General features: G+C 57.6%; 20 protein-coding genes. 3 read left to right on the plus strand and 17 right to left on the minus strand.

The annotated features are described in order from the left end of the window. Nucleotides 1–310: 310 nt before the first annotated feature. Together GVI59_RS18990 and GVI59_RS06725 are read left to right on the plus strand one after the other, a co-directional pair. Complete coding sequence (locus GVI59_RS18990) at nt 311–2029, plus strand: DUF4132 domain-containing protein (protein ID WP_242012981.1); 1719 nt, start codon at nt 311–313, stop codon at nt 2027–2029. 80 nt (nt 2030–2109) lie between these two features. Then, the gene (locus tag GVI59_RS06725) at nt 2110–2469 is read left to right on the plus strand and encodes a M15 family metallopeptidase domain-containing protein (protein ID WP_242012982.1); all 360 of its coding nucleotides are present in this window, start codon (nt 2110–2112) and stop codon (nt 2467–2469) included. Nucleotides 2470–2488: 19 nt separating this feature from the next. On the opposite strand, the gene GVI59_RS06730 is transcribed toward GVI59_RS06725, so the two are convergent. Next, nucleotides 2489–3430 carry a metallophosphoesterase family protein gene (locus GVI59_RS06730; RefSeq protein ID WP_173573522.1) on the minus strand — a complete coding sequence of 314 codons (942 nt, stop codon included), beginning with the start codon at nt 3428–3430 and terminating at the stop codon, nt 2489–2491. Between the two features lie 230 nt (nt 3431–3660). Between GVI59_RS06730 and GVI59_RS06735 the strand changes: the two genes are divergently transcribed. Then, entirely contained in the window at nt 3661–4815 is a 1155-nt protein-coding gene (locus tag GVI59_RS06735; RefSeq protein ID WP_173573523.1) for an MFS transporter, read from the plus strand. Between the two features lie 112 nt (nt 4816–4927). On the opposite strand, the gene GVI59_RS06740 is transcribed toward GVI59_RS06735, so the two are convergent. From GVI59_RS06740 to cobU, 16 genes are all read right to left on the minus strand, one after another. Then, the gene (locus GVI59_RS06740; protein WP_173573524.1) at nt 4928–6148 is read right to left on the minus strand and encodes a type II restriction endonuclease; all 1221 of its coding nucleotides are present in this window, start codon (nt 6146–6148) and stop codon (nt 4928–4930) included. Between the two features lie 3 nt (nt 6149–6151). Next, nucleotides 6152–6622, minus strand: coding sequence for a very short patch repair endonuclease (locus GVI59_RS06745; RefSeq protein ID WP_173573525.1), 471 nt, complete (start codon nt 6620–6622; stop codon nt 6152–6154). Further along, a complete protein-coding gene (dcm, locus tag GVI59_RS06750; protein ID WP_242012983.1) occupies nt 6597–7850 on the minus strand; it encodes a DNA (cytosine-5-)-methyltransferase in 1254 nt (417 codons plus the stop codon). The genes GVI59_RS06745 and dcm overlap by 26 nt, the downstream gene beginning before the upstream one ends. 254 nt (nt 7851–8104) lie before the next feature. Continuing rightward, nucleotides 8105–9595: a glycerol kinase GlpK gene (gene glpK, locus GVI59_RS06755; protein WP_173573527.1), complete on the minus strand. Its 1491-nt coding sequence runs from the start codon at nt 9593–9595 to the stop codon at nt 8105–8107. A 19-nt stretch (nt 9596–9614) separates the two neighbouring features. Continuing rightward, nucleotides 9615–10436: an MIP/aquaporin family protein gene (locus GVI59_RS06760; protein WP_173573528.1), complete on the minus strand. Its 822-nt coding sequence runs from the start codon at nt 10434–10436 to the stop codon at nt 9615–9617. A gap of 16 nt (nt 10437–10452) precedes the next feature. After that, complete coding sequence (glpD, locus tag GVI59_RS06765; RefSeq protein ID WP_173573529.1) at nt 10453–11970, minus strand: glycerol-3-phosphate dehydrogenase; 1518 nt, start codon at nt 11968–11970, stop codon at nt 10453–10455. A 136-nt stretch (nt 11971–12106) separates the two neighbouring features. After that, nucleotides 12107–12937, minus strand: a complete 831-nt coding sequence (locus GVI59_RS06770) for a DeoR family transcriptional regulator (protein ID WP_173573530.1) — start codon at nt 12935–12937, stop codon at nt 12107–12109. Beyond that, nucleotides 12934–14847: a DNA helicase RecQ gene (recQ, locus tag GVI59_RS06775; protein WP_242012984.1), complete on the minus strand. Its 1914-nt coding sequence runs from the start codon at nt 14845–14847 to the stop codon at nt 12934–12936. The genes GVI59_RS06770 and recQ overlap by 4 nt, the downstream gene beginning before the upstream one ends. A gap of 9 nt (nt 14848–14856) precedes the next feature. Continuing rightward, the gene (locus GVI59_RS06780; protein WP_173573531.1) at nt 14857–15234 is read right to left on the minus strand and encodes an OmpA family protein; all 378 of its coding nucleotides are present in this window, start codon (nt 15232–15234) and stop codon (nt 14857–14859) included. Nucleotides 15235–15374: 140 nt separating this feature from the next. Continuing rightward, nucleotides 15375–17066, minus strand: a complete 1692-nt coding sequence (gene cydC, locus GVI59_RS06785; protein ID WP_173573532.1) for a thiol reductant ABC exporter subunit CydC — start codon at nt 17064–17066, stop codon at nt 15375–15377. A gap of 43 nt (nt 17067–17109) precedes the next feature. After that, nucleotides 17110–18846, minus strand: a complete 1737-nt coding sequence (cydD, locus tag GVI59_RS06790) for a thiol reductant ABC exporter subunit CydD (RefSeq protein WP_173573533.1) — start codon at nt 18844–18846, stop codon at nt 17110–17112. Nucleotides 18847–18897: 51 nt separating this feature from the next. Further along, on the minus strand, nt 18898–20706 hold the full coding sequence (locus tag GVI59_RS06795; RefSeq protein WP_173573534.1) for a sensor histidine kinase: 1809 nt from the start codon (nt 20704–20706) through the stop codon (nt 18898–18900). A 146-nt stretch (nt 20707–20852) separates the two neighbouring features. Further along, entirely contained in the window at nt 20853–21026 is a 174-nt protein-coding gene (locus tag GVI59_RS06800; protein WP_173573535.1) for a NepR family anti-sigma factor, read from the minus strand. Between the two features lie 119 nt (nt 21027–21145). After that, nucleotides 21146–21736: a sigma-70 family RNA polymerase sigma factor gene (locus tag GVI59_RS06805; RefSeq protein WP_173573536.1), complete on the minus strand. Its 591-nt coding sequence runs from the start codon at nt 21734–21736 to the stop codon at nt 21146–21148. 184 nt (nt 21737–21920) lie between these two features. After that, nucleotides 21921–23483: a carbohydrate porin gene (locus GVI59_RS06810; protein ID WP_173573537.1), complete on the minus strand. Its 1563-nt coding sequence runs from the start codon at nt 23481–23483 to the stop codon at nt 21921–21923. A 416-nt stretch (nt 23484–23899) separates the two neighbouring features. Continuing rightward, complete coding sequence (gene cobU, locus GVI59_RS06815) at nt 23900–24421, minus strand: bifunctional adenosylcobinamide kinase/adenosylcobinamide-phosphate guanylyltransferase (protein WP_173573538.1); 522 nt, start codon at nt 24419–24421, stop codon at nt 23900–23902. Nucleotides 24422–24456 lie beyond the last annotated feature (35 nt).

Here is a 24456-nt window from a genome sequence, read left to right on the forward strand (position 1 = left end):
TTACCAACTTTCCCTGTCGCAGCCTTACCGCTCTACTCCTCTCGGACTGCCCCCCCTTTATCGGGCTGCCATTCTTCCGCAATTTGTAGCGCTGATTAGACAGGTGCATTCGGCGACCGGATCAATCAGGAAAACAGCAGAAGCATTCCTGCAAACCCCTGGGTTTTACAGCTTCCGTCATGGCAGATTGCCCGATGCTGGCATCATGGCGTTTGGGGCATGGGACAGTGTACGCACAAAAAATTCAGACATCAGAAAACCCAATATAAAAAAAGTAATTTTTGATAATATCCGACCAGCATGTCTCTGTATGATAACAGCCGCCCGTGACCCTGCGGATGTCGACTGGTTACTGCCGCAAGGTATTGACGCCATCAAGAAAGAAGACGTTTCGTTCTTCAACCGTCTCGTTTCCGCCATCGGCGCTATCGGCACACCTCAAGCGCTGCGGGGACTGACCCATCTGCGCGCAAAAACCCGCCATGCGACCATGCTATCTCACCTCAATAAAATACTTGCACAGGCGTCCGCAGCTCTCGGTCTGACGACAGTCGAAGCAGAGGAGTTCATTGCACTGGACCATGGACTGGATACGCAGCACCGTCGTCGCGAAAACCTTGTCAACGGAGTGTCGGTTGTCCTGAGTATCGCAGGATCTGGTCAGGGCGTAATTCATTATGAAGATGCGACAGGCTCTACTTTAAGCAAACTGCCCGCTGCCATACGCAAAGAAACAGGGTGCGATGCGATCCTCCGCAGAACACGGGCAGATGCAAAGCAGCTTTCCGCCGACATGACACTGCACCGTCAGAGGCTGGAACGATCATGGCTGACCGGACAAACCTGGTCATGGCCGATCTTTGAAGAACGCTGGCTTCTGCACCCTGTGCTGGGATGGCTGGCGCGGAAACAGATATGGCTGATAGCCATGCCCGGCAAACCGCTTCAAACCTGCATGATCAGACAGGATGGCACACTGCTGGACCCCAACGGCAACACGATCTCGCCTCTTTCGCCGGATGCACTTCTGAGCCTGTGGCACCCGCTACATGCAGCGGAATCAGAGACCATCGCACAATGGCGCACAACACTCGCACATCTGCAGATCTTACAGCCCATCCGGCAGGCATGGCGGGAGACTTACACAATAACCCGGTCAGAACGGGAAACGTCTCCCGCTTCCTACCGCTACGCACGGCGCATTCTGAATCAGGCTCAGGTAATCCAGATCGGGCGACAGAGAGGCTGGCGTATTCGCACGCTGACCGGTCACATGCCCTCCAGTGAAAGCGCACCCTGGACATTTCAGGTGCCTGCTCACGGCGTTTATGTCGAGTTCCGGACGGGTGGTGTCGGCGACAGTAAAAATTACGACTGGTCGGGCGTTTTTACCCACGTCATGACGGATAGAATCAGGTTCTGCATCCTGAAAGATGAGGGGAACTGGAGCTATGACGGCAGTAAAAAACTGCGAGAAACAGGCACGCCAGTCCGTCTGGCTGATATCGATCGTATCGTTTTCTCGGAAGTGATGCGGGACGTTGATCTCATGGTGAGCACCACGACCAGCAACATCACGTTCGATCCCGAAACACTTTTCTCCATACCGGATCTCGCTCTCTGGCGTCGTCAGAGCGGTCTTGAAGACATCACACTCCCCAAAGAGCCTCATTTCGGAAATATTGCTCTGGGCCGCAGACAGTTTCTTGAGGCCCTACTGCTGGAACTGGGTATGGAAAATGCAGTTACCCTTGAAAAACATCATGCTCTTGTAAATGGAAAATGTTATCGCTATCGAATTCATCTGGGCAGCGGTGACATCATGGTCCTTCCGCAACAACGCCAATTGGTCGTGGAAGACAGGAAGATGGCATCCCTTCGCAAAAGCCTCCCCTCATATCGGCCGCTCCACGACGACGCGCAGATGGATTCAATCCTGCAAAAGATCGTCATGTTGATACGGGATGATCGCATCCGCGATCAGTCCATTCTGGATCAGCTCAATGCTCTGGGAGATGAAGCTGGATAACATCCTAAGGTACACCGAGGCCAGGGGTTACGATACCTTTACCAGCCCGTGCCATTCAGGGCGCAAGGAAACCCTGAAACATGCGCCCATACCTTACCCATCTTGCCCTGATCCTTTTTGTGAGTTTTTGTATCGACTCACACTGGGCTATTGCCCAGTCTGTCAATCTGGAGGCTCTACATCTTCCTTATGACGGATTTTGTGAGACTGTCGCACAGGCTTTAAAGAACTACCCACCCAGCACGCCTGATGCCGCAGAAGCCAATAAACGCTGGTGGAATGGGGCCATGGCTGCCGGAGGCATACCGCCCTACAATATCGAATATGACCACTACCGTATCATTGATGAGTTCTTTGACGCCTGCCGTCCAAGTCCACACACTCCGATCAAACCGATCATGAGAAATATCGGTCTTCAGCACAGGTGGATTCTGAATTAGAGCATCACAGGCGTAAGTCTCAGGTATCATGGGGATCAACACTATGAAATCCGTATGTTTCATAGCGCGTTTTCATGATTCCATTCTCAACATCAACAACCATGAATCCTTCAGGCGTTCCATAGCGTGTTCCATGCCACCAGTTGCCGCTCACAGCACCCCCTGTGATATAGGGAACACCGTGCCATTCGATCCGCTCAAGAATGTGGGTATGCCCCTGCAGAACACCGATAATATTGTATCTGTCGAACAGCGGCAGCACGTCATAGGCATTTCTCACGCTCATGACATGATGTTTCGGAGGCACAGCCTGCGGTGCGGCATACTCGGCGGCGGCAGTCACTAATGGGATATGCGTGACAACAATGATCGGCGTTCCAACAGGCTGCGCCGCGAGATCATGGGCCAGCCAGCCAAGCTGGGCGTCGTCGATCCAGCCTTCGTAACCACGATCTTCTGTAATACCGATCGAGTCCAGCACGACAATGTGGACGCCCTTGTGATCGAACGAATAGTAAAGCTGCCCGAAATTATCTTCAAAAAACTTCTTGCCGTATAAAGGATCAGTCGGCTGCACGCCGCTTTTCGTATACACCCCGAAGCAGTCGTGGTTCCCGATCGTATGATGGACTGGCAGCGAGAGATCCTGCGCCGTTCTTTTGTAAAGATCGATCAGCATTGAGGCGCGTCCTGCATTCACACCCAGCGCGTCAAACACATGATCACCGCCCTGAATGACAAAATCCGTCCGAATGGAGCGGGCTTTTGCAAAAGCCTGATGACACCCACCTGCGGCATTCAGTTCCGGCTGAAGATGCGTATCGGTGATGAACAGGAACGAGAACGGTTTGTGAGACCGCAGAGGGGGCCTGACTGGAAGAGCCGCCTCTGCGCCGATCGTCCTGATCAGACCCGCACCGCCCGCAAGCGACAGAAAAGTTCTTCTTTTGAGGTGAAACATTCGGGCCGCCCTCTTCCTGTCCACGCACGGCAAGACTGAAAATCAGTCTGATCAGAATCCCATCTCCATTCAAGCGTGTCATAAATGCTTCATTTTTTCGCACTGACAGCCGGAAAAAGCCCTGTTCACCCACTCGGTACAAGGCCTTCTGCTGGTGAAATTTCTGAATGGGTTCTGTTACGCGGCGACATTCGCTATCTGAAGCAATCAAACAGAAACGGAATGACAGAATGAACAAGGCTCTGATCGCCCTTGCCCTCGGAGCGTTCGCCATCGGCGTGACGGAATTCACCCCCATGGGACTGCTTCCGGTTCTGGCGCACGGTGTCCACAGCAGCGTGCCACAGGCGGGCGGATTGATCAGCGCCTACGCTTTTGGCGTCATGGCGGGCGCTCCGGTCATCACCCTCTTTCTTGCCCGCTATCCGCGCAAATATGCCCTGATCGGGCTGATGATCCTCTACACGGTGGGTAATCTGACGTCAGCCGCCAGTTCAACCTATACCGAACTGCTACTGGCCCGTGTTCTCACCAGTTTTTCTCATGGCGCGTTTTTCGGACTGGGCGCCGTGGAGGCGGCGAGCCTTGTCGATCGCTCCAGGCGAGCCAGCGCTGTCGCCAGCATGTTCATGGGCCTGACGATTGCGAACATCCTCGGCGTGCCTGCCGCAACATGGATGGGCGATACGCTGGGCTGGCGTCAGGCTTTCATGGCGATTTCGCTGCTCGGTCTGGTCGCAGCCACCGCACTGGCCCTGTTTCTTCCTCTTGCCGAAGCCGGTCCCCGCCCGAACGCAGCCGCTGAACTGAAGGTGATGGTCCGTCCCAACGTGCTGATGGCGCTGGGTCTTACGGTCATCGCTGCGGGCGCGATGTTCGAACTCTATACCTATATCGTTCCGATGCTTGAAACCGTCACCCATGCCGGTCCCACACTGGTGACCATCGCGCTGATGCTGATCGGTGTCGGGTTCAGTGTCGGGAATATCGTGGGCGGCAAAGCTGCCGATATCTCCCTGACAAAAACGCTGCTCATCTTCTTCCCGATCCTCGGCCTGATCATGCTCGTCTTCCCCATCGCGGCACAAACGCCTGCCGGTGCGCTGATCGGCGTCTTCGTGTGGGGTATCGCCTGCTTCTCGCTCACCCCTGCCCTTCAGATGCGCACGATGCAGGCCGCGCATGAAGCGCCGGGACTGGCGTCTTCCATGAATATCGGTGCTTTCAATCTTGGAAACGCACTGGGAGCGGCCTTGGGCGGCAGTGTTCTGTCTCTTGGACTGGGTTACTTCATGGTGTCGGCGCTTGGCCTTGGTCTGGCAGCGATTGGTGTTGTGATGGTGCTGTTGTCACGTCGGGGAAGATTGTCGCCTGAGGCGGTGTAAATGCTTTAATGTTAAAAATACCTGAGAAGCTTTCTGTTTCGATGAGTAGCCGGCCTTTCAGGATTATCAACCAACCATCAAAATCAATCCGGTTTCTGCAGACATGAAACCATTATGTATCCTGCCGCCCTCTGACAAGGCTGATAAATTCTCCAACATTCATAAGCCATGCCTGCTGCGATGGCCTGAAGGTGGCATGCAGCCTCTGCGGCAGCACAAGCTGTAATTCCTTCGCCCGCCTCTCGTCAGTCTGGTTTTCCGAGATGCCGGGCTCCAGCGTAAGAAGATGCTTTTTCCTGATCCTTACCGCTTCTGACAGTACCTGTCGCCAGCGATCCTTGAGCGTCGATTTCGAGCCCAGCATCGTCAGCCTGTCGGCCGGAAAAAGCGGGTCAGTATAAGCCGCTTTTCCGGGGAACAGAAAATCAGGTTTATTACGGTTCTCTGTCTCGGCGCCACGTGCATACCGGAGCCCGTTGGCCTGGAATACCGCCTCAAGATGATTTTCCAGTGCGGAGCCTGCGCGGGCTTTACGCCGGTTCTGCACGCTCAGCGAAAAGGCAAGAAAACCATCGACATCCGCTCCCTCGGCACACTGGAAGCCTCCATTGATCTTCTCCGCAACGACACGGCGCTCCAGTCTGCGGAACAGCTGTTCTTCACGCTCCATCCATTCAACCAGTGCCCCATCTGGATCATCGTGTGCTGAAACATCCGGCAGGGACGAACGCGCAAGTTCGGAAAAAACCCGTGTCGTGGGAAATCTGAGGCCAAACGGCTCAATCAGCGTATCAAGAATATCCGCCTCAGGTTCTTTGGGCTCCACCCCCAGTTCATCGAGAATGTAACGGGCCGCGAAGTCCAGTTCCGGGTCGTGATCCCCTTCAATCTCTTGGAAGGAAAAGCTGGTTCCCGACAGATCATCAAGCCCGAAAAGCCAGAGAAGCTGATTCTGGACGGTGCTGTCTGCCGGCACAACAATCAGAAGCGCACTTCCGTCCTGCTTCATGGCCAGAAAGAACACGTCGCCCGGAGCCATAACTTCGGTCACTTCATTGGAGCGGTAATAAAGCCGGTATTCGGTACGGACCGGATGTTTCCGGCGGGCGTCATACCAGCTCAGCATGCCATCAACGGAAATGGCAGCTTCTTCCTCCCCGAGCCATATGAACCTGGCCGAAATATTCCTACGGTCATCATCCCCCAGAAGCTTTCTTAGAGGGGTGGAACCATTCAGTTCGTGCTGATTGGACCTGTCCGGACGGGTTTCAACCTCGGTCAGTCTTTTTGCCACGACCCCTTCAAACTGATCCGAAAGCTGTCCCCGTCTCACCAGTTACTGTCCTCTGATTTCAAGTTCGGACGCATCCGATTTCAGCCATGCTGAACAGGCTTCAAGGATGTTTTCCATGGAAAGACGACCTTTCCCCCGCATCGCGCATTCCCATACGGTTCCCACGCGCCAGCCAGCATTACGCAGAGCAAGCTGCGTACGCACATCAACAGCCCTGTTCCGGTCAATCTTCGTCCGCCAGAATTCGGTCCGGCTACCGGGAAGACGGAAAAGGTGACAGTCATGTCCATGCCAGAAGCAGCCATGCACCAGAATGACAGCATGATATTTCGGAAATACCAGATCAGGAGTTCCGGGCAGTTTCCTGTCATGCAGCCTGAACCGGAAACCAAGAGCATGCAGCCCCTGCCGCAGCACCATCTCGGGTTTTGTGTCTTTTCCCCGGATGCCGGACATCATCCGGCTGCGCTGTTCCGGTGAAACGATATCAGGCAACAGCCATGCTCTGATCATGAGCAGGTCTCATGCCTGAAGCCCCATCTCCGCTATCCCGGCGCTCCTGCGCCAGGGCCGAGCGTATATGGGGCTTCATGGCATTCGCCAGGAACTCGATAACCGGCACCACAACCGCATTTCCGAACTGGCGATAGGCCTGCGTGTCCGAAACACCGATACGGAACCGCCTGTCACCACGATCGAAACCCATAAGACGCGCGCACTCCAGCGGTGTGAGACGGCGCGGCCGTTTGCCCTCCTGCCGGATCAGGATTTCGGACCCGTCCTTGAAATAACGGGCGGAGAGTGTCCGTGCGACATCATCCGGCCCGAACAGTCCGAAGCCGAAACCGTTACCCGCAGCAGCATGTTTGGCCTTGTAATTCTGAAGATAGTTCCACAGATGTTCCGTAAGGGTATATTTTGGTTCCACCTCTGCATGCGGCAGAAGGATTGAGTCCAGTCTCGGGCCTTTTTCTACCGGTGGTACAACCAGAGATTTCAGATCAAAATCTGTTTTCTTCCTGAATCCGACAATAAAAATACGCTCTCGTTTCTGCGGCACCCATGATGCAGCACTGATCACGCGGGTCTGCACATGATAACCAAGCTCTTCCTCGAGAACATGCATGATGGTGGCAAAAGTACGCCCCTTATCGTGCCGCTCCAGGTTTTTGACATTTTCCAGAAGAAAGGCTGCCGGCCGGTGGTGGGCGATGATTCTGGCTGTATCGAAAAACAGGGTTCCCTGCGTATCACACAGAAAGCCATGAGGTCGTCCCAATGAATTTTTCTTGGAAACTCCGGCGATCGAAAACGGCTGACAGGGAAAACCTGCCAGCAGGACATCATGTTCCGGAATCAGAGAGGGATCCTCCGCAAACGGACGGATATCACCACTGATTTCGTGGTTGTCCGGATAGTTCAGGGCATAGGTCTGCCGTGAGAACCTGTCCCATTCGGACGTAAAGACACACCGACCGCCGATCTCCTCAAAGCCGATCCGCAGGCCACCGATACCGGCAAACAGATCGATAAAACGGAAATCGACCCTGTCTTTTTCTTTTGCCCGGAGACGTTCATCAGCAATGCGGCGCAGGAAATTGAGAGACGTCCGGCTCGCCGTGCCAGGGGTATTCTCATAACGGTACACTGTCCGTTCCCCCAGTCCCAGTTCTTCAGCCGCCTGATGCAGCGTCAGGCCTGCCCGATCGCGCAGCAGGCTGAAATCGGTCCGCGATGACATAGGCATTCTTTCAGATCAGGATCGCACGAGGTTTATCTCTGCCCTGATGGCAGAATCTGTCCCCGAAAGCAATGGGTGTTCTTTATATGTTCCACACCTGATCACACTATGATCTGAAGCATCCCGCCCAGGATTTGTCTTTTCAATCAGAGTCTGATGTGCACTGCCACCAGTTAGAACGGGAAAACAAAAACAGGAGCCCCGTCCGCGTCCCAAAGGAAACGGACAAGGCCCCAGCACAAAGTAAAAGAACGTCAGACCTGACTGAGCGTACGGCGTACGGCGACGTGCCAACCGTCGATCATGCCCTTGCGGGTCGAGGCTTCCATCTGTGGCTCGAACAGCGCACCGCGCTGCCATTCGGAGGCGACTTCTTCCAGATCATTCCACAGACCGACGCCGACGCCCGCGAGGAACGCGGCACCCAGAGCCGTCGTCTCGATCTGCTTGGGACGCTCGACCTTCGCCTGCAACATGTCTGACAGGAACTGGCAGAACCAGTCATTGGCCGCCATGCCGCCATCGATACGCAGCGTGTCGGCCGTGCCGCCACCGTCCTGCGTCATCGCGGCAACAAGATCCAGCGTCTGATACGCCACGGATTCCAGAGCCGCACGGGCAATGTGCGCCTCGGTGGCGTCAAGAGTCAGACCGCAGATCAGGCCACGCGCATTCGGGTCCCAGTGCGGTGCGCCAAGGCCGACAAAGCCCGGCACCATGTAGACGCCGTGGCTGTGCGGAATGCGCGTCGCCATATCGTCGGTCTGGGAAGCGTGCGTGATCAGGTGCAGACCGTCACGCAGCCACTTGATCGCCGCGCCCGCGACGAAGATGGAGCCTTCCAGCGCGTAGGCTGTCTTGCCCTTCACGCGGTAGGCGATGGTCGTGAGCATCCGGTTCTGGGAAACGACCGGCTTTTCGCCAGTATTCAGCAGAACGAAGCAGCCCGTGCCATAGGTCGCCTTGGCCATACCCGGCTTGAAGCAGGTCTGACCGACAACAGCGGCCTGCTGGTCGCCTGCAATACCGGCAATCGGCACGGCGCGGCCAAACAGATCAGGCGTGCTTTCACCGAAAACACCGCTGCTGTCTTTGACTTCCGGAAGCAGAGCCGCAGGGATGTTGAAGAGCGCAAGAAGTTCGTCATCCCACTGCTGACGATGGATGTCGAACAGCAGGGTGCGGGAGGCATTGGTCACGTCCGTCGCATGGACCTTGCCATCCGTCAGACGCCACAGCAGGAAACAGTCGATCGTGCCGCAGGCCAGTTCGCCTTTTTCAGCTCGCGCCCGCGCACCCTCTACATTGTCGAGAATCCAGGCGAGCTTCGTGGCTGTGAAATACGGATCGAGCAGCAGACCGGTGCGGCTGGCAACCAGTTCTTCCTTGCCCTGCTTCTTGAGTTCGGCGCACAGGGCCGCCGTCCGCCGATCCTGCCAGACGATCGCGTTGTGAATCGCCTTGCCGGTCTTGCGGTCCCATACGACGATGGTTTCACGCTGGTTGGTAATGCCGATCGCCGCAATGCGGTCGACGCCACCAGAACGCTCGACCGCTTCCTGCGCCGTTGTTTTTGCATCACGCCAGATATCTTCAGGATCGTGCTCAACCCATCCCAACTGCGGGTAGTACTGGGGGAATTCCTGTCGTGCGACGGAAATTTCCTGCCCGTTCATGTCAAAGACAATACTACGGGTCGAAGTGGTTCCCTGGTCAATTGCCAGAATACGATCCTGTTTGATCATGATGGCAGCTCCTTAACGGTCAGACAGAAGTTTCGATCGAGGACGCCGCCACAGCAGGCCTCGGCATGAAAGGCTGGATAAGCGTCCGGTAAAGTCCGGCGCCGATTACGCCACCACAAATCGGGCCTAAAATGGGCACCCACCAGTAATTTCCCGGAGACGGCAACGCCTGCGGCCCCCAGCCAGCAAAGTAGCAGAACAGACGCGGACCGAAATCACGCGCCGGGTTGATGGCCCATGCGTCGAGATATCCGGCGGAAGCACCGATGGCGGCCACAAGAAGACCGATGATCAGCGCACCGGAATTCGCCTGCGGCGCCACGGTGTTGTGTTCGTAGGTAATCGCGAAAATCCCGAACACCAGCATGGCGGTCAGAATGGTTTCAACCACGAAGGAATGCAGCGGTGTGACGAACTCGCCCGGATGCGTGAAGAACACACCCGCCGCCGCGCCGTCGTGAATACGATCCAGACCATGCGAAATGGCAAAATGCTCGATGACAGGCGAGAACATCGTGTAGACCACGACCGCGCCCAGAAAACCGCCCAGAACCTGGGCGGCGCAATACGGCGCGACCTTCGCCCATGAAAATCCGCGATACACGGCAAGCGCCACCGTCACCGCCGGATTGGCGTGCGTGCCGGAAACAGCGCCCGTCGCATAAATAGCGATCGTGACGCCGAGGCCCCACACAATACAGACGCCCCAGTACGCCGTCTTGTACGGGCTGGGGTCGTACAGAGTGTACATTGCGGCTACAGAATCCCCGAACAGGATGATTATGAAAACCGCAATACATTCGGCGATCAGCTCGCCGATCAGTTTTTTCCGGGCTGTCATGGTGCTCCGATAGTCGTTAACCGACTTTTTCTTTTATATACGCGCCCACACGCTGACGCTGCTCTTCGGTCATATGGAGACCGATTTTGGTACGCCGCCATAGCACATCCTCTGGCGCACGTGCCCATTCGTTTGCGATCAGGTAGTCGACTTCGTTGGCCGTCATACCCTGACCGAAATCCTCGCCCATATCGGAAAGCGATCTGGCTGTTCCGACAACATCATAAGCCCGCATGCCGTAGGTCCGCATCAGACGCCATGCAAACGGCAGGGACAGGAACGGCGCTGCGTCACGGAAACGGTTGAGCGCCGCTTCAAAGCCTCCCGTCCCCAGATCACCACCGGGCAATGCCGCATCCGCTGTCCAGGAATAGCCTCCCACGGCAGGCAGAACCGGCGCAAGCTTTTCAAGCGCGTGTTCGGCCAGCTTACGGAAAGTTGTGATCTTGCCTCCGAAGATGGAAAGCAGCGGAGCACCGTCCGTATCATCAAGATCCAGCACGTAATCACGGGTCACGGCAGACGCATTGGCTGCGGCGTCGTCATAAAGCGGACGCAGACCGGCATAGCTCCACACCACGTCGGCCGGCTTGATGTCCTCCTTGAAATAGCGGTTCACGCTCTCGCAAAGATACTTGACTTCCTCGGGAGAAATCTGAACCAGACCCGGCTCTTCATTCCATGTCACGTCCGTCGTGCCGATCAGTGTGAAACGCTGCTCGTAAGGAATGGCGAACACGATGCGCTTGTCGGGGTTCTGGAAGATATAGCACTGCGGACCGTCGAAGATCTGCGGCACGACAATGTGACTACCCTTGACCAGACGCACGGATTTCGAATTCGGCAGATCAAGCTGGTTGGACAGCAGACGCGCGACCCACGGACCGGCTGCGTTCACAACACCCTTGGCGCGCACCGTCTTCGTGCCGCCTTTCCGCATATCCTCGATCTCGGCTTCCCAGATGCCATTGACCCGGCGTGCGGAGACCAGACGCGTGCGGGTACGGATGTCCGCGCCACGATTGGCGGCATCCATCGCGTTCAGCACAACAAGGCGACTGTCCTGCACCCAACCGTCGGAATAGACGAAGCCCTTCTTGTACTGATCCTGAAGCGGCTGGCCGGCGGAATGCGTGTTCAGATTGAGCGCCCGGGACTTGGGCAGCTTCATCTTCGGGGCAAGGTGATCGTACAGGAACAGGCCCAGACGGATCATCCAGACCGGACGCTGCTCCGGGGAGTGCGGGAGCACGAAACGCAGCGGCCACATGATGTGCGGCGCAATGGCGAGCAGCCGGTCACGCTCGATCAGAGCCTCGCGCACAAGGCGGAATTCGTAGTATTCCAGATAGCGCAGGCCGCCATGGATCAGTTTGGTGCTGGCGGAAGAGGTGTAGCTGGCAAGGTCATCCTGCTCGACCAGCAGCACGGACGCCCCGCGACCCGATGCATCGCGCGCGATGCCTGTTCCGTTAACACCGCCGCCTACAATAAGCAGATCATATACGGTGGAGGAGTCGTCGGCTGCAGCCATCTTCATCGGTCCCGTCTGTTGTTCGAAAAATGTATCGGAATTTTCGTATCCGAACATGAACCTCTTTGGCAATGGAAAAATCTCGACAGGACTCTGCAAAAAGTCGCCACAATTCCATCACTCACCGGCTCAACGCCTAAATTGTTCGTTTCCGAACATCTTCACCTACAAGCACGAGCGCAACATCATGGGCGGCGAGCATCTCGCAGATCGGCGCAGGCGGCATCCGATCCGTGAAAAAGGCCGTCACACCGGCGATGCTGCCCGCATCCATCAGAGGCCTGCGCCCGAATTTGGTGTGATCCGCCAGCAGAAAGATCTTGCGGGAATTGGCGCGGATAAGTTCGGATGCGCGAATCTCCTCGGCGTCATAGTCCAGAAGAGTACCGTCCTCGTCGATGCCGCTGATGCCGATTACGCCATAATCGGCGCGATACCGGCTGAGCATGGTCAGGGAATCCGGCCCCAGAATCCCCCCATCCCGCACACGCACCGTCCCACCAGTGACCACAACCCGGCAGTCCTCGCTCCCTGCCAGCAGGGTGGCGACATGCAGGTTGTTCGTGATGACCTGCAGACCTTTGTGACTCGCCAGCGCCCGGGCGAACGCTTCCGTCGTGGTGCCGATATTCACAAATAGGGATGCGCCATCGGGAATCGCAGCAGCGGCCAGTTCGCCGATGGCGTCCTTTTCACCGCGATTACGAATCTGTCTTTGGGGATAGGCGATATTTTCCACCGAAGACGGTGCGCTGGCCCCGCCATGATGACGCAACACCTCTCCTGCGGCGTCCAGTGTGCGGATATCGCGCCGGATGGTCTGCACCGCCACATCGAACAGACGGGCCAGTTCCTCGTTCGAGGCATAACCCTGCCGCTTCACCGTAGCGATAATGGCCTGATGACGCGCCTGCGTGCGGGAACCGTCTCCACCGACATCTCCACGGGCATCAGGCACAGTATTCACCTTCCGGAATCAAGGTCTTCAAGCACTTCCAGAACCGCCTCCCCATAGCGGGTGAGCTTGGAGCTTCCGACGCCTTTGACATCGCTGAGTTCGTCCAGCGTGCCGGGACATTCAAGCGAAATCTCGCAAAGGGTCGCATCTGAGAAAATGTAATAGGGCGGTATCTCCTGCTCCCGCGCCTCAGCCAGCCGCCAACGCTTGAGAGCGTTGAAGCGTTCCCGCGCATCCTCGGTCAGTTGATCGGCGATCGAATCGCCCTGCCCCGTGGACCGGCTGTTTCGGGCAGACGCCTCGACCGCATCCTCTCTCAGCCGCACTTCTTCCTCACCACGCAGGATCGGGCGCGCGACCTCTTCATTCAGACGCAGGCCACCGTGCTCATCGCCGGTCATCAGGGCACCACGGGCGATCAGCTGCCTCACCACACTGCGCCAGAACGTCTCGGTTTTATCCTTGCCAATCCCCCAGACCGACAGACGATCATGACCCGCCCGCGAAATGTTATCCGACGGCTTGCCGCGCAGAACCGCGATCACATGCAGCGCGCCATAACGCTGGCCGGTGCGATAGATGGCGGACAGTAGCATCCGCGCTGCCTGCGTGCCGTCAAAGGTCGGCACGGGTGTTCGGCAGTTATCGCAATGCCCGCACGGCTCGGTCATGCCTTCGCCAAAACAGGCCAGCAGCGCACGGGTCCGACAGGATGTGCTTTCCGTGAAGGCGATCATCGCCTCCAGCCGTCCCCGCATGATGCGTTTTTCGCTGTCGGGCGCGTTGGACTGGTCCAGCCAGTAACGGGCGCGACTCATATCCTCGCCGCCATAGAGCAGCAGCACATCGGACGGCAGTCCGTCCCGTCCGGCACGGCCGATCTGCTGGTAATAGGCTTCCGGCGACGCGGGCATATCGAGATGGATCACCGTCCGCACATCGGGACGATCAATGCCCATACCGAACGCGATGGTGGCGACAATGACAATCGGTTCGCCTGACCGAAACCGGTGCAGGGCGGCGCGCTTTTCCTGCGGCGACAGCCCCGCGTGGAAGGCGCAGGCCGGATAACCTTTTTCACGCAGCGAAGCGGCAATCCGCTCCGTACGGGCGCGCGATCCGCAATAGACAATGCAGGCGTCATTGCGATGCTTCTGAAGCGCATCGACAAGCTGCCGCATCTCACCGCCTTTGGGGCGCGCGGCAATCATCAGGTTCGGGCGATGGAAACTGGCGGACAGCACTTCCGCCTCCGGCATAGCCAGAGCGGTGAGGATATCATTACGGGTCCGTGGATCCGCCGTCGCCGTGAGAGCGATACGCGGCACGCCCGGAAAATGCTCAGGGAGTGTCTGGAGCGCGCGATATTCCGGACGAAACTCATGGCCCCATGCGGAAATACAGTGGGCCTCATCAATCGCGATGACAGAGATCTGCTGACGGGACAGACGATCCAGCGTGCCGGGAGACAGCAACCGCTCCGGCGATACATAGAGGATATCGACCCGTCCGTTAAACAGGTCGCCCCGGATACGCGAAGCCTCGTCGCCGTCCAGCTCCGAATGCAGAGCCGCCGCGTTGACGCCAAGCTGACGAAGCGCCGCCACCTGATCGTCCATCAGCGCGATCAGCGGAGAGACCACCAGCCCCATGCCGGGGCGGCAGAGCGCGGGCACCTGATAACAGACGCTCTTTCCGCCACCGGTCGGCATGAGAACAAGCGTGTCCTCCCCCGCCATGACCCGGTCGACGGCCTGCTCCTGCAAGCCGCGAAAGGCCGGAAAGCCGAAAACACGGTGAAGAACCTCACGCGGCGACAGCCCGACGAACCGGTCACGTCCTCCTTCGGGTCCTGACAGTTCCGGGGCGAAACCGCTGTCTCTGTAATCGTCTTCCGACAAGGAGGGCCTTTCCAGCATAAGACGAAATTACTGAGCGAGCAGTTCTATCTCGACGCGACGGGAGCCTACGACACCTTGCGCGTTGGAAGGAGGCCGGGTTGTTTCACGAATACGTCTGGAAGAAACACCATCAGCCATAAGCTGCTGGGAAACGGCTTTGGCCCGCTGGACAGCGAGCAGTGATTCCGTGGAAAGATCGCCGTTCTGGCGGGCATAACCTTCCACAACCACAGTCCTGCCGGAATAATGTCGGGCCTTTTCAGCGACTTTTTCCACTACCGAGAGCGAAGTGTCATCGAGCGCCGATGAGCCCTGACTGAAAAAGACGACATACTGCCGGCCTGGTCCCTGATCGGCGCAGGCGGCGAGCGAACAAAGGCTGACAACAGAAAGAAGGCGACGCATGATCCACTCCTCGCGGTTTGATGGGCCGGAGCCATCCTGACGTCAGACTGGCCGAGTCCGTTTCTCGTGCCTGCGTGAGAGCAGAAGGTCAACAAAAGAGCGTGAAGCAGGCTTTCCGCCGGGCGAAAACACCCGGCGTCTTACACCGGAACCGCTTCCCCACCGGAGATGCGCCAGACATGATCGAGCTGCTCCACCCCGGTCAGACGATGGGCGATCAGGATCACGGTCCTGCCCTGTGCGACACGGTTCAGGGTGAGAAAGAAATCCTGCTCGGTCTGGGCGTCGAGGCCCGTTGCCGGTTCGTCCAGAACAAGGATAGGGGCTTCCGACAGCAGCGTCCGCGCCAGTGCAATGCGTCGCCCCTGCCCGCCCGACACCTTGACGCCACCTTCGCCAAGCCATGTATCGAGTGTGTCAGGAAGCGTGCGCACGAAATCACCGACAGCCGCTTCGTCGAGCGCTCTCCACAGGGCTTCCTCATCCGCATCGGGTCTGCCGAGCAGCAGGTTATTGCGGATCGTGTCATCAAACAGATGCGTCGCCTGTGAAAGCCACGCGATATGCTGGCGCAGCCAGACGTCCGGAAGAGAGGCGATGTCGACGCCACCAATCAGAACCTGGCCTTCCTGAGGAAAAGCCGCCTTGAGAAGCAGGGCGGCCAGCGTGGATTTCCCCGCGCCCGACGGCCCCAGCAGCGCAACCCGGCTGCCCGCCGGGATGGTCAGGGAGAAATCACGGAACACGTCGGGACGGTCAGCGCGCCAGTGAAACGCAACATGCTCGAAAGCAATATCAAAGTGGGTCGGCATCACTGTAGCAGGCGACACGGCCTGCACTGGACGCGGATGCTCATCGGCGATCGCCACGACCCGATGCGCCGCAGCCCCCATGTTGCCAGCCAGCATGCCCGCACGGGTAAGACCTGACACAGCCTCGAAACAGGCGAAGGTCAGGAACATCAACCCGACACCCTGCACGGCCGGAATACGATCGAACCCGATACCGGCAATGGCGGCCAGCAGCAGAAGCAGGGCTGTCTGTGTGCAGACACTGGACAGTGCGCCAACAAACGCCATGCGACGGGAGAGCTGAGCCTGACGCGCCAGCAGACGGCTGTTCGCGCTGTTAACCTGATCAATGATCCGCGGCCCTGCGCCAAAAGCCCGGATCTCGCGCATGCCGCTGACAAGATCCAGCACACCAACGCGAAGCGCCGCCTGTGCGTGGCTCAGACCAGCCCCTTCCTTGCGACTCAGCCGAGCCGCAGCGAGCGGCATGATGAAGGCTGAGGATGCAAAGAGGATGCCGATCAGGATACCCAATAACGAGTTGGCATTGCAGATCACCAGCACCAGAACGGGAAATGTCAGGCAGGCTCCGGCCAGCGGCAGCAGAAGGCGGAGGTAAAGCCCGTCCAGCGTCTCGATGTCCGACACAAGTCGGGACAGCAGATCGCCCGCGCGTCGGAAGCCCAGACCAGCGGCGGCGCCCTGCGACAGAGAACGGAAAAACCACACCCGCAATGTCGCCAGCGCCCGGAACATGGCGTCATGGGCATACAGACGCTCGGAATAGCGCAGAACGATGCGACCCAGTCCCAGCACGCGGAGCGATGTGGCGGTGACAAGCACCATGCCGAGCGCCGCCCCGGCGAAACGCAGTCCGGCGCTGCTCATCAGGGCCAGTCCGGCAAGAACCGCCAGCAGCGAGAGCACCAGCCCCATGGTCAGACGCGCCGCGTGCGGACGCCAGACCTCGACGATACGGATCAGGGCGTCACGGTCGGCCCGCTCACGCGCAGCCACATCACGGGAAGATGGTCGACTCATGGACGGTCCCCTCTCATGCCGATTTCACGTGCTGGAGAACAGTTCATGCCGCCTCTCCTCCGGCACCGGCAATCCGGCCGTTGGACAGCTCGATCCTCTGTCCCTGAAATTCCTGCAGCGCCGTCGAATGGCTGGCGAGAATCACCGTACGGTTCCGGGTCAGCGTCTCAAGACTCTCGAACACGTCGCCTTCCGTCACCGGATCAAGGTAGGCAGTCGGTTCATCCAGCAGCAGGACAGGAGCGTTCTTCAGATAGGCGCGCGCGATGGCGATCCGCTGCGCCTGTCCACCAGACAGACCAAACCCCCCCTCACCGATCATGGTTTCAATCCCGTCCGGCAGACTGAGAAGGAAACCGTCCACTGAAGCGGCGCGAATGGCCTGCTCCAGTTCCTCCTCCGTGGCGTCAGGCCGAGCGAAAAGAATGTTTTCCCGCAGTGATCCCGCAAACAGGATCGGTCGCTGCCCGATCCACGAGATCAGGCGCATCAGGCTTGTGGGGGCGATCGTCTGCATATCGACGCCATTGAACGTAATCCGTCCGGCAGTCGGCTTAATGAATCCCAGGAGCAGTTCCATCACCGTGGACTTGCCCGCGCCCGATGGGCCGGAAAGGATCACGGTTTCTCCGGCCGCCACCGAGAACGAAACATCGTCCAGCGCCCGTCCACGCGCCTCGTCCCAGATAAACGACACATTTTCAAACGCGATCGCCACACCTTCATCCGCCGCCACACGAAGCTGGTGCGTCTCGCCCGTCGAAGCCACCTCTGCCGGGAGCGCCAGAATGTCTTCGGCGGCACCCTGCACGAGCGCACGATCCTGATAGGCCAGAGCCAGCCCGCGCAGAGGCGCGAAAAACTCCGGAACAATCAGCAGCGCAAAGAGGCTGGCCGTCACCATTGAACGGAACGTCGCGGCGTCAGTCGTATGGATGGCGGCCTGCACATGCCGTCCGTCGATCAGTGCAATCAGGATCAGCGCAACGATCATGGCGCAGTCTATGGAAGCGGATGAGAGAAACGCCACCCGCAGGATTTTCATCGTCCGTTTGCGCAGATCATCGGCGGCCTGTCCAAGACGTTGCGCCTCATCATCCGCCCGTCCCGCCAGAACAATGGTGGCGATACCGCGCATGCGATCGAGAAAGCGGGCCTGAAGCCGCGTCATGGCGAGGAACTGTTTGCGGGAGGCCACCGCGGCCCCGATACCGAACAGCGCCTGCGCAAACGGCACGAAGAGGCCGCAGAGCGCCAGAATGAGAGCGGCCCGTGGCTGCACGAACGCCGTCAGCACGGCCAGCACGAATGGCGAGGCCACCCACAGTACGGAAGCCGGCGCCCAGCGGGTAAAGTAGCCGTCCAGCGCTTCGATCCGGTCAACCGCCAGCGCCGCCAGCGCGCCGCTATGTGCATGACGCAGCACGGCAGGGCCTGTCCCGACGATTGAGCCGAGCACTTCGTTTCGCAGGCGGCTCCGGGCGCGTCGACCCGCCGTAGCGGACGCATTTTCGCTGAGAAAGTTGATCGCGATACGGAGGAGAGCGATGACAACAAAAGCAGGCAGAGGCCACACCGGCACAGGGGCTCCTGCGCCATGACCTGATGGGGTCACAAAATCCGTCAGTGCCGGCCCCAGAATATTGGCCACACACCAGAATTGTGCCGCCCCCGCCAGACTGGAAACAATGCCCAGCACAATGGACGGACGCACCGCACGCAGTCCCAGACGCGCCTGCGTCTTGGTCCAGGCCTTTATGGCTGCCTTACTCTCACTCATGCCGCCCCTATACCGAAGACTCGGCTCAGGAAACAGAGGGCATCTGACGTGTCAGCGTCGCACTCCGGGAATTGGAGGCCCCTTCTCTCCGTCCGCCCGTCGCCCCTGTTTTACGGGACACGTCACAAGAACACGCAACCCGTTCCCTTCCTCAATACGGAGGGTTCCGCCAATCTGTCTTGCAAATCCCCGAACCAGTTGCAGACCAAGCCCTCCTTCGTCGAGCCCTGCCTGCAACGCGGCGGTGCTGTCGCTGTCATCTTCCACCATCAGCGTCAGAACATCAGCCTCTTGGGAAAGGACAACACGGACAGTCCCGGTCCGGCCCGCCAGAAACCCGTAATTCAGCGCATTCAACAACGCTTCGGCGATAATCAGCACAACCGGAGTCGCAAGATCGGGCGGGAGTGTGACATCACCCGCATCCCCCTCGATCGTCACACGACAGCGAATATCGTCCGGCGCAGCCTGCTGTATCTGCTGTATCAGAATGGGAAGAAAGTCAGCCATTCTCAGGTCGGCAAGCTCATCGCCAACATACAGGTGACGCTGCAACGTCGAGAGAATTCTCACGCGGTTCCGGGCGACCAGAAGCGCCATACGGGTATCACTGTCCGGCACCCGGTTGGCCTGCAGGCTCAAAAGGGAGCCGACAATCTGAAGATTGTTTTTCACTCTGTGATGGATTTCCGCAACCAGTCGTTTCTGGTGTTCCAGAGCCGCTTCCAGTTCAGCTTCACGATGAGCCAGCCGCCACGTCGCCGTTCCAAATGCGCCGGAAAGTTTGCGAAATTCCCGCGGCATACTGGAGGAGTCGGCGACACTCTCGAACTTTCCCTTTCTCAGCCAGCTTTCGACATCACGGGTCAGCTGATTGAGGGGTTCAACAACAAGTCTCCGACCCGCCACCATAATCCCGGCCAGACCCGCAATCAGCAGGATTGCGACCATTGCGATCCACACGAAAAGCAGAAAAATCGCCCGCTTTTCTTCCGGAAGCCGTCTGACTTCGATGAGAGCGAAATCTGACCGACCGACAGGACCGTAAATGTAGGACCGGTTATTTCTGCGCTCTGCAATACGCTTATGGTCAGAATGGCGACGCGCCTCAATCGCCTCCTGACTGACCTCCGGGTCAGTCGGAGCCCCCCAGCCACATTGGGGACATACCGACACGAGGGATTCGTCCGCCATGACAAACCACGCGGACAGAGATTTTGAAGATGTTTTTTCCGCCTCATCAGTGGGGGAAGAAGCATCGTCAGACAGACCCGGCTCCCAGCCAACTGACTGGATCGCCACCAGAAACCGGTTTATCTCACCACTTTCAGTAGCCGGAAGATCCTGCACAACCCGCAGATAGGGACGTCCCCGATACATCCACAGATGGGCGGGCTCTCTGGCGGGAGGAATGTTGCGGGCGACATTCAGACAATTGGCGTCAGCAGGACCGGAACCGGTCAGCGCATCCAGAAAAGCCCCTTTCTCATCGACTACAGCAAGAAGACAGTAGCGTCCCTTGCTGGCCGCCTGAGCGAGCAGCAGCAGATTTCGAAGGGAATCATCATCAGCCGTCTGACCGATCTGCTGCAACATCGCAACGGTACGAAATGTTTCGCTGTCGATATATTTTCCGAGTTCAGAAAACGCCACGTTGCCGCGCTGGGCGCCTGCCTCGTTCAGGCGGATATAATCCTGCCAGATGACCAGACTTCCAAGGGCCGCAACTGGCAGCACGGACCCCATAATGACAACAGCCATCCGGCTTCTGACCGAATCGAACAGCCCGGCGATGCCAATCAGAAAAGAAATCAGAAAACGAGAGGATCGCCAGCCGGGCTGATGACCGTCTTCCGCCATTTTACGTTCCACGCCGTTGCATCAGCAGGCAACCACGGACCAGACCATGCCGCTATCGAAGGACAGAGCGGGGCAAAAAGGTAAAAAAGCCGAGTCCATTCACATCCACCATGCACAGCATGGAGATGTAAACAGACAAAGCGCTCTCACTGGTCGTCCTCATCTTCTTCCAGAAGACGCAGCAGTTCTTCAGGAATAGGCTCGTTAGCGACATCATCGAAAAGCTGATGAAGGCCACGCTTCAGCCAGATATCGAACGCGTCATCCTCTTTCTTTCCGCCCCTGGCGGAAGAACTGGACTTTCGGTCTCTGGCTGACATTGACAACCACCCCGGCAGATATTCAGACGATTCCAAGCATGATGTCGGGAAGCTATCGCCACTCATACAGCAGAACCCTCCCCTCTTAACATTTCATTTCCTGGAGCGCTGCCAGTTTCTTACATGACCGCAGGATTTGTTACCACAGGGCGACTGCCGAAATGTTTGCGGCGCTCCTCAACCTCGTGACGCAGAGCCATTGCCTGCTGACGCAGACGATCACTCTCAGGCAGTTCACCCATCATCCAGGCTTCAAGCTGACGACGTGCACGGAAAACGCGACTTTTGGCCGTTCCCACCGCGCAACCGGTCGCTTCAGCAAGCTCCTGATAGCTCATACCCTGCAGCACAACCATGACCAGCGCCTCACGCTGATCAGCAGGCAGGCGGGCAAGCGCAAAACTCAGATCCTTTACCGCCAGACGATCCTCATGGTCCGCCTTGGTGGACAGCATGTCGCCCGGAAGATCATCGATATCCGTCGTTGCTCTGCGCTTGCGCAGATCCGAGATGAAGCGATTCCGCAGGATCCGATGCATCCATGCCGCGAAGTTTGTTCCGGGAATAAAGCTGTCACGGGCTCCAAGTGCGTTACACACGGCATCCTGCACCAGATCTTCCGCCTGGGCACGATTTCTGGTGAGAGCAAGAGCCTGCACACGGAGCTTCGGCAGGATAGCAACGATCTGGGTCTGGAAGGTATCAGCCATCTTTTTTCCCCTATTCTTATGGGATCAATGAATGGCGACACTCATTCGTTCCATCAGACAGAGATTTTTTCGATCACGAGAAAGCGAGGTCTGCTTTATCGGGATGCAGACCTCATTATCCCTGTTTTCATAACGCCGCTCATGGCGACAAGTTTTCGAAACAGACTTTTCGTCGCAAAAAAGATCAGAGCGTGAAGCTGAACGCCGAACTGAAAACAGCAGCATTCTTGAAGACCGTGCTTCCGCCGGGGCGCTGGATATACTGAAAATCAGGCTGCACGCTGATGCCCGGGACGACCTGAATCGTATAGAAAAATTCATAGATATTTTCATGAGACTGGATGCCGTAAGGCACGCCGAAATTCGCCCCCTGGAACGGCAGCCCCGCAGCCTGCGACGCTTCCTGCTGCCTGATGGCCGAACGGCTGAACTGCGCCCACTGGAACGCGAACCCGACCATGTCTTTTGGCCTGTTCCACCAGTAACCAGTATCCATGATCACGCCGACAAGGTGATTTTTCATCGCCGAGGTCTGACCCGAGGCGTAGCTGTACTGCCCACCGATGATAAAGCCATTCATTGGCCCGTCACCATGACGCACCAGCATCTGATCGATCATGACCCACATGGAGGTCTGCCCACTCTGACGCCGCGCGGGCTGTCCCGACGTCACCCAGGCATGACCGTAGATATCTCTATAAAGGTCATCGTATTTTGAATTGTCATACATCGCGCCAACCTTGTAGTGGCCGATCAGATGATCTTTTCCGAACTCCGGAATCCAGCCCAGCTCAACTTCGGTCGAAAGTTTTCCAAGCCCTGGCTGCGCCCATGCCCAGCCGGAAATGCCGCCGTTATAGGCATGGGGAGACACCGCAAAAAGACCGCCCATGACGTAGAAATGCTTCGTCGGCATCAGACGCAGCACAGTACCGATGTTTCCCGACGGCCAGTCACGACCACCATTCAGGTATTTTGTCGGCGTGACGTTACCGCACATCCACACATTCATGAATGAGCAGCCCCAGGGAGAGTTGTTGAAGAACGTCCCTGTCGGAATCCAGCCCATCGCCAGATCAACCTTGTTGTGGTACATCGACTTTTCAAAATAAGCCCATACCAGATGGGCCACGACGTTACCACGCGCACCGTAAATCTGCTGCACCTGGTTGCCATTATCACCAAACTCGGCGCTCAGGTTTCTTCCGTGACCGTTGACCGCCAGCATGTGCAGCCAGAAATTGTCAGACCAGTGACCAGCATTCAGAATCTTCTGCCAGTCGATATCCAGAGTGACGCCGACCTGTCCGGCATCCGTCACTGTCTGCTTCTTGCCGCCGATGGGATTGCCTGAAAGACTCTCATACACGTTTACGGCAACGTAAACGCCGTGCTTCTGGAGCCACGGCTGCACGCCGCCCCAGTCACCAAAAAGATGGGTGGTGCCATAGGGCGGACCAAATGAAGGCGGTCCGTAGGGAGACTGAAGAAAGCCCGGGATCGACTGATAAAGCGGCACGATCTGCTGATCCTCGCCATACATGGGAGGATTCGAGACATCCGGCGAAGGATCGGAAAATACGCTGCCTTTCTGGGGCTGGTTTGTCTGGTGCGTATACGGCGATCGCGCCGAGGCGCTCCCAACAAAACCGGTAGCCAAAAAGCACGCAAGCACTCCTGCGACAGCCTTGCGGATATCGAAATGAAGTATTTGGGTGACTTTCAACATAACGGTCTGCCGGGACATAATTTTTCCTTGTTAGGGCGTAGCTGCTCCGCCACAAAACGTGACAAAACATTTCCACACAAAAACATTTCCGTAGGGAGGCTCAGCAAGAGTCCATAAAGCGCCTGTTTTTATCTGTGTAGTGCCCAGAGAAGAAGTGTTGGCACTGTGTCTTAAGTGTCACGCAGGTTTCGGAGCTCCCGTCAGCGGCCAGACATGCTGAAAACTCAACGGAACATGGCCGGAACAGATAAAACAACCCGTCAGATGGTAAAAAAAACGTTTCCAGCCAGAGCGCTATAAAACCCCAAAAACATGACTTTTTTATATATTATTTGCTACAAATGAACCAATACGGACGGTATCAGGGGAATTCAGCATTCTTTTTCATGTCCCAAGGTTGACTTCTTCCATCAACGATACGACCGGGCAAAAGTTCACTCATCCTTTTCACCAGAAATATCTTTGATAACACACGGAATTCCCGCCACACTTAACACGACTTTCTGCGCCAGCCCGGCAATTGCCTGATGCAGCCAGCCCGCCTCATCCCTGAAACGGCGCGCCAGCGCATTCTCCGGCACAATGCCTAAACCAACCTCATTACCGACCAGCACTGTCAGCGCCTTGCGACGGGAAAGCACCTCCAGAAGCTGCTCTTTCGCAACCGAAATGTCCCGCTCCTCCATCAGAAGATTTGTCAGCCAGAGCGTCAGACAGTCGACCAGAACCGGCGCATCACCCGCAGCCGCCAGCGCGTCTGCGAGTTCCAGCGGCTCTTCAATCGTACGCCAGCCTTCTCCACGATCCGCCTGATGGCGAACGATACGCTCCTGCATCTCGGCGTCCCAGGCACGCCCCGTGGCCAGATAGACCCATGGCGCGGGAAATTGTTTCACCACGCTCTCGGCGTAACGACTTTTGCCGGACCGGACGCCACCCAGAACCAGTTCAATCATTGCCCTTACCCTCCGAAAACGGCATGTCTCTGTCC

This window comes from Acetobacter sicerae (assembly GCF_011516765.1).
GTDB classification, from domain to species: Bacteria; Pseudomonadota; Alphaproteobacteria; order Acetobacterales; family Acetobacteraceae; genus Acetobacter; species Acetobacter sicerae.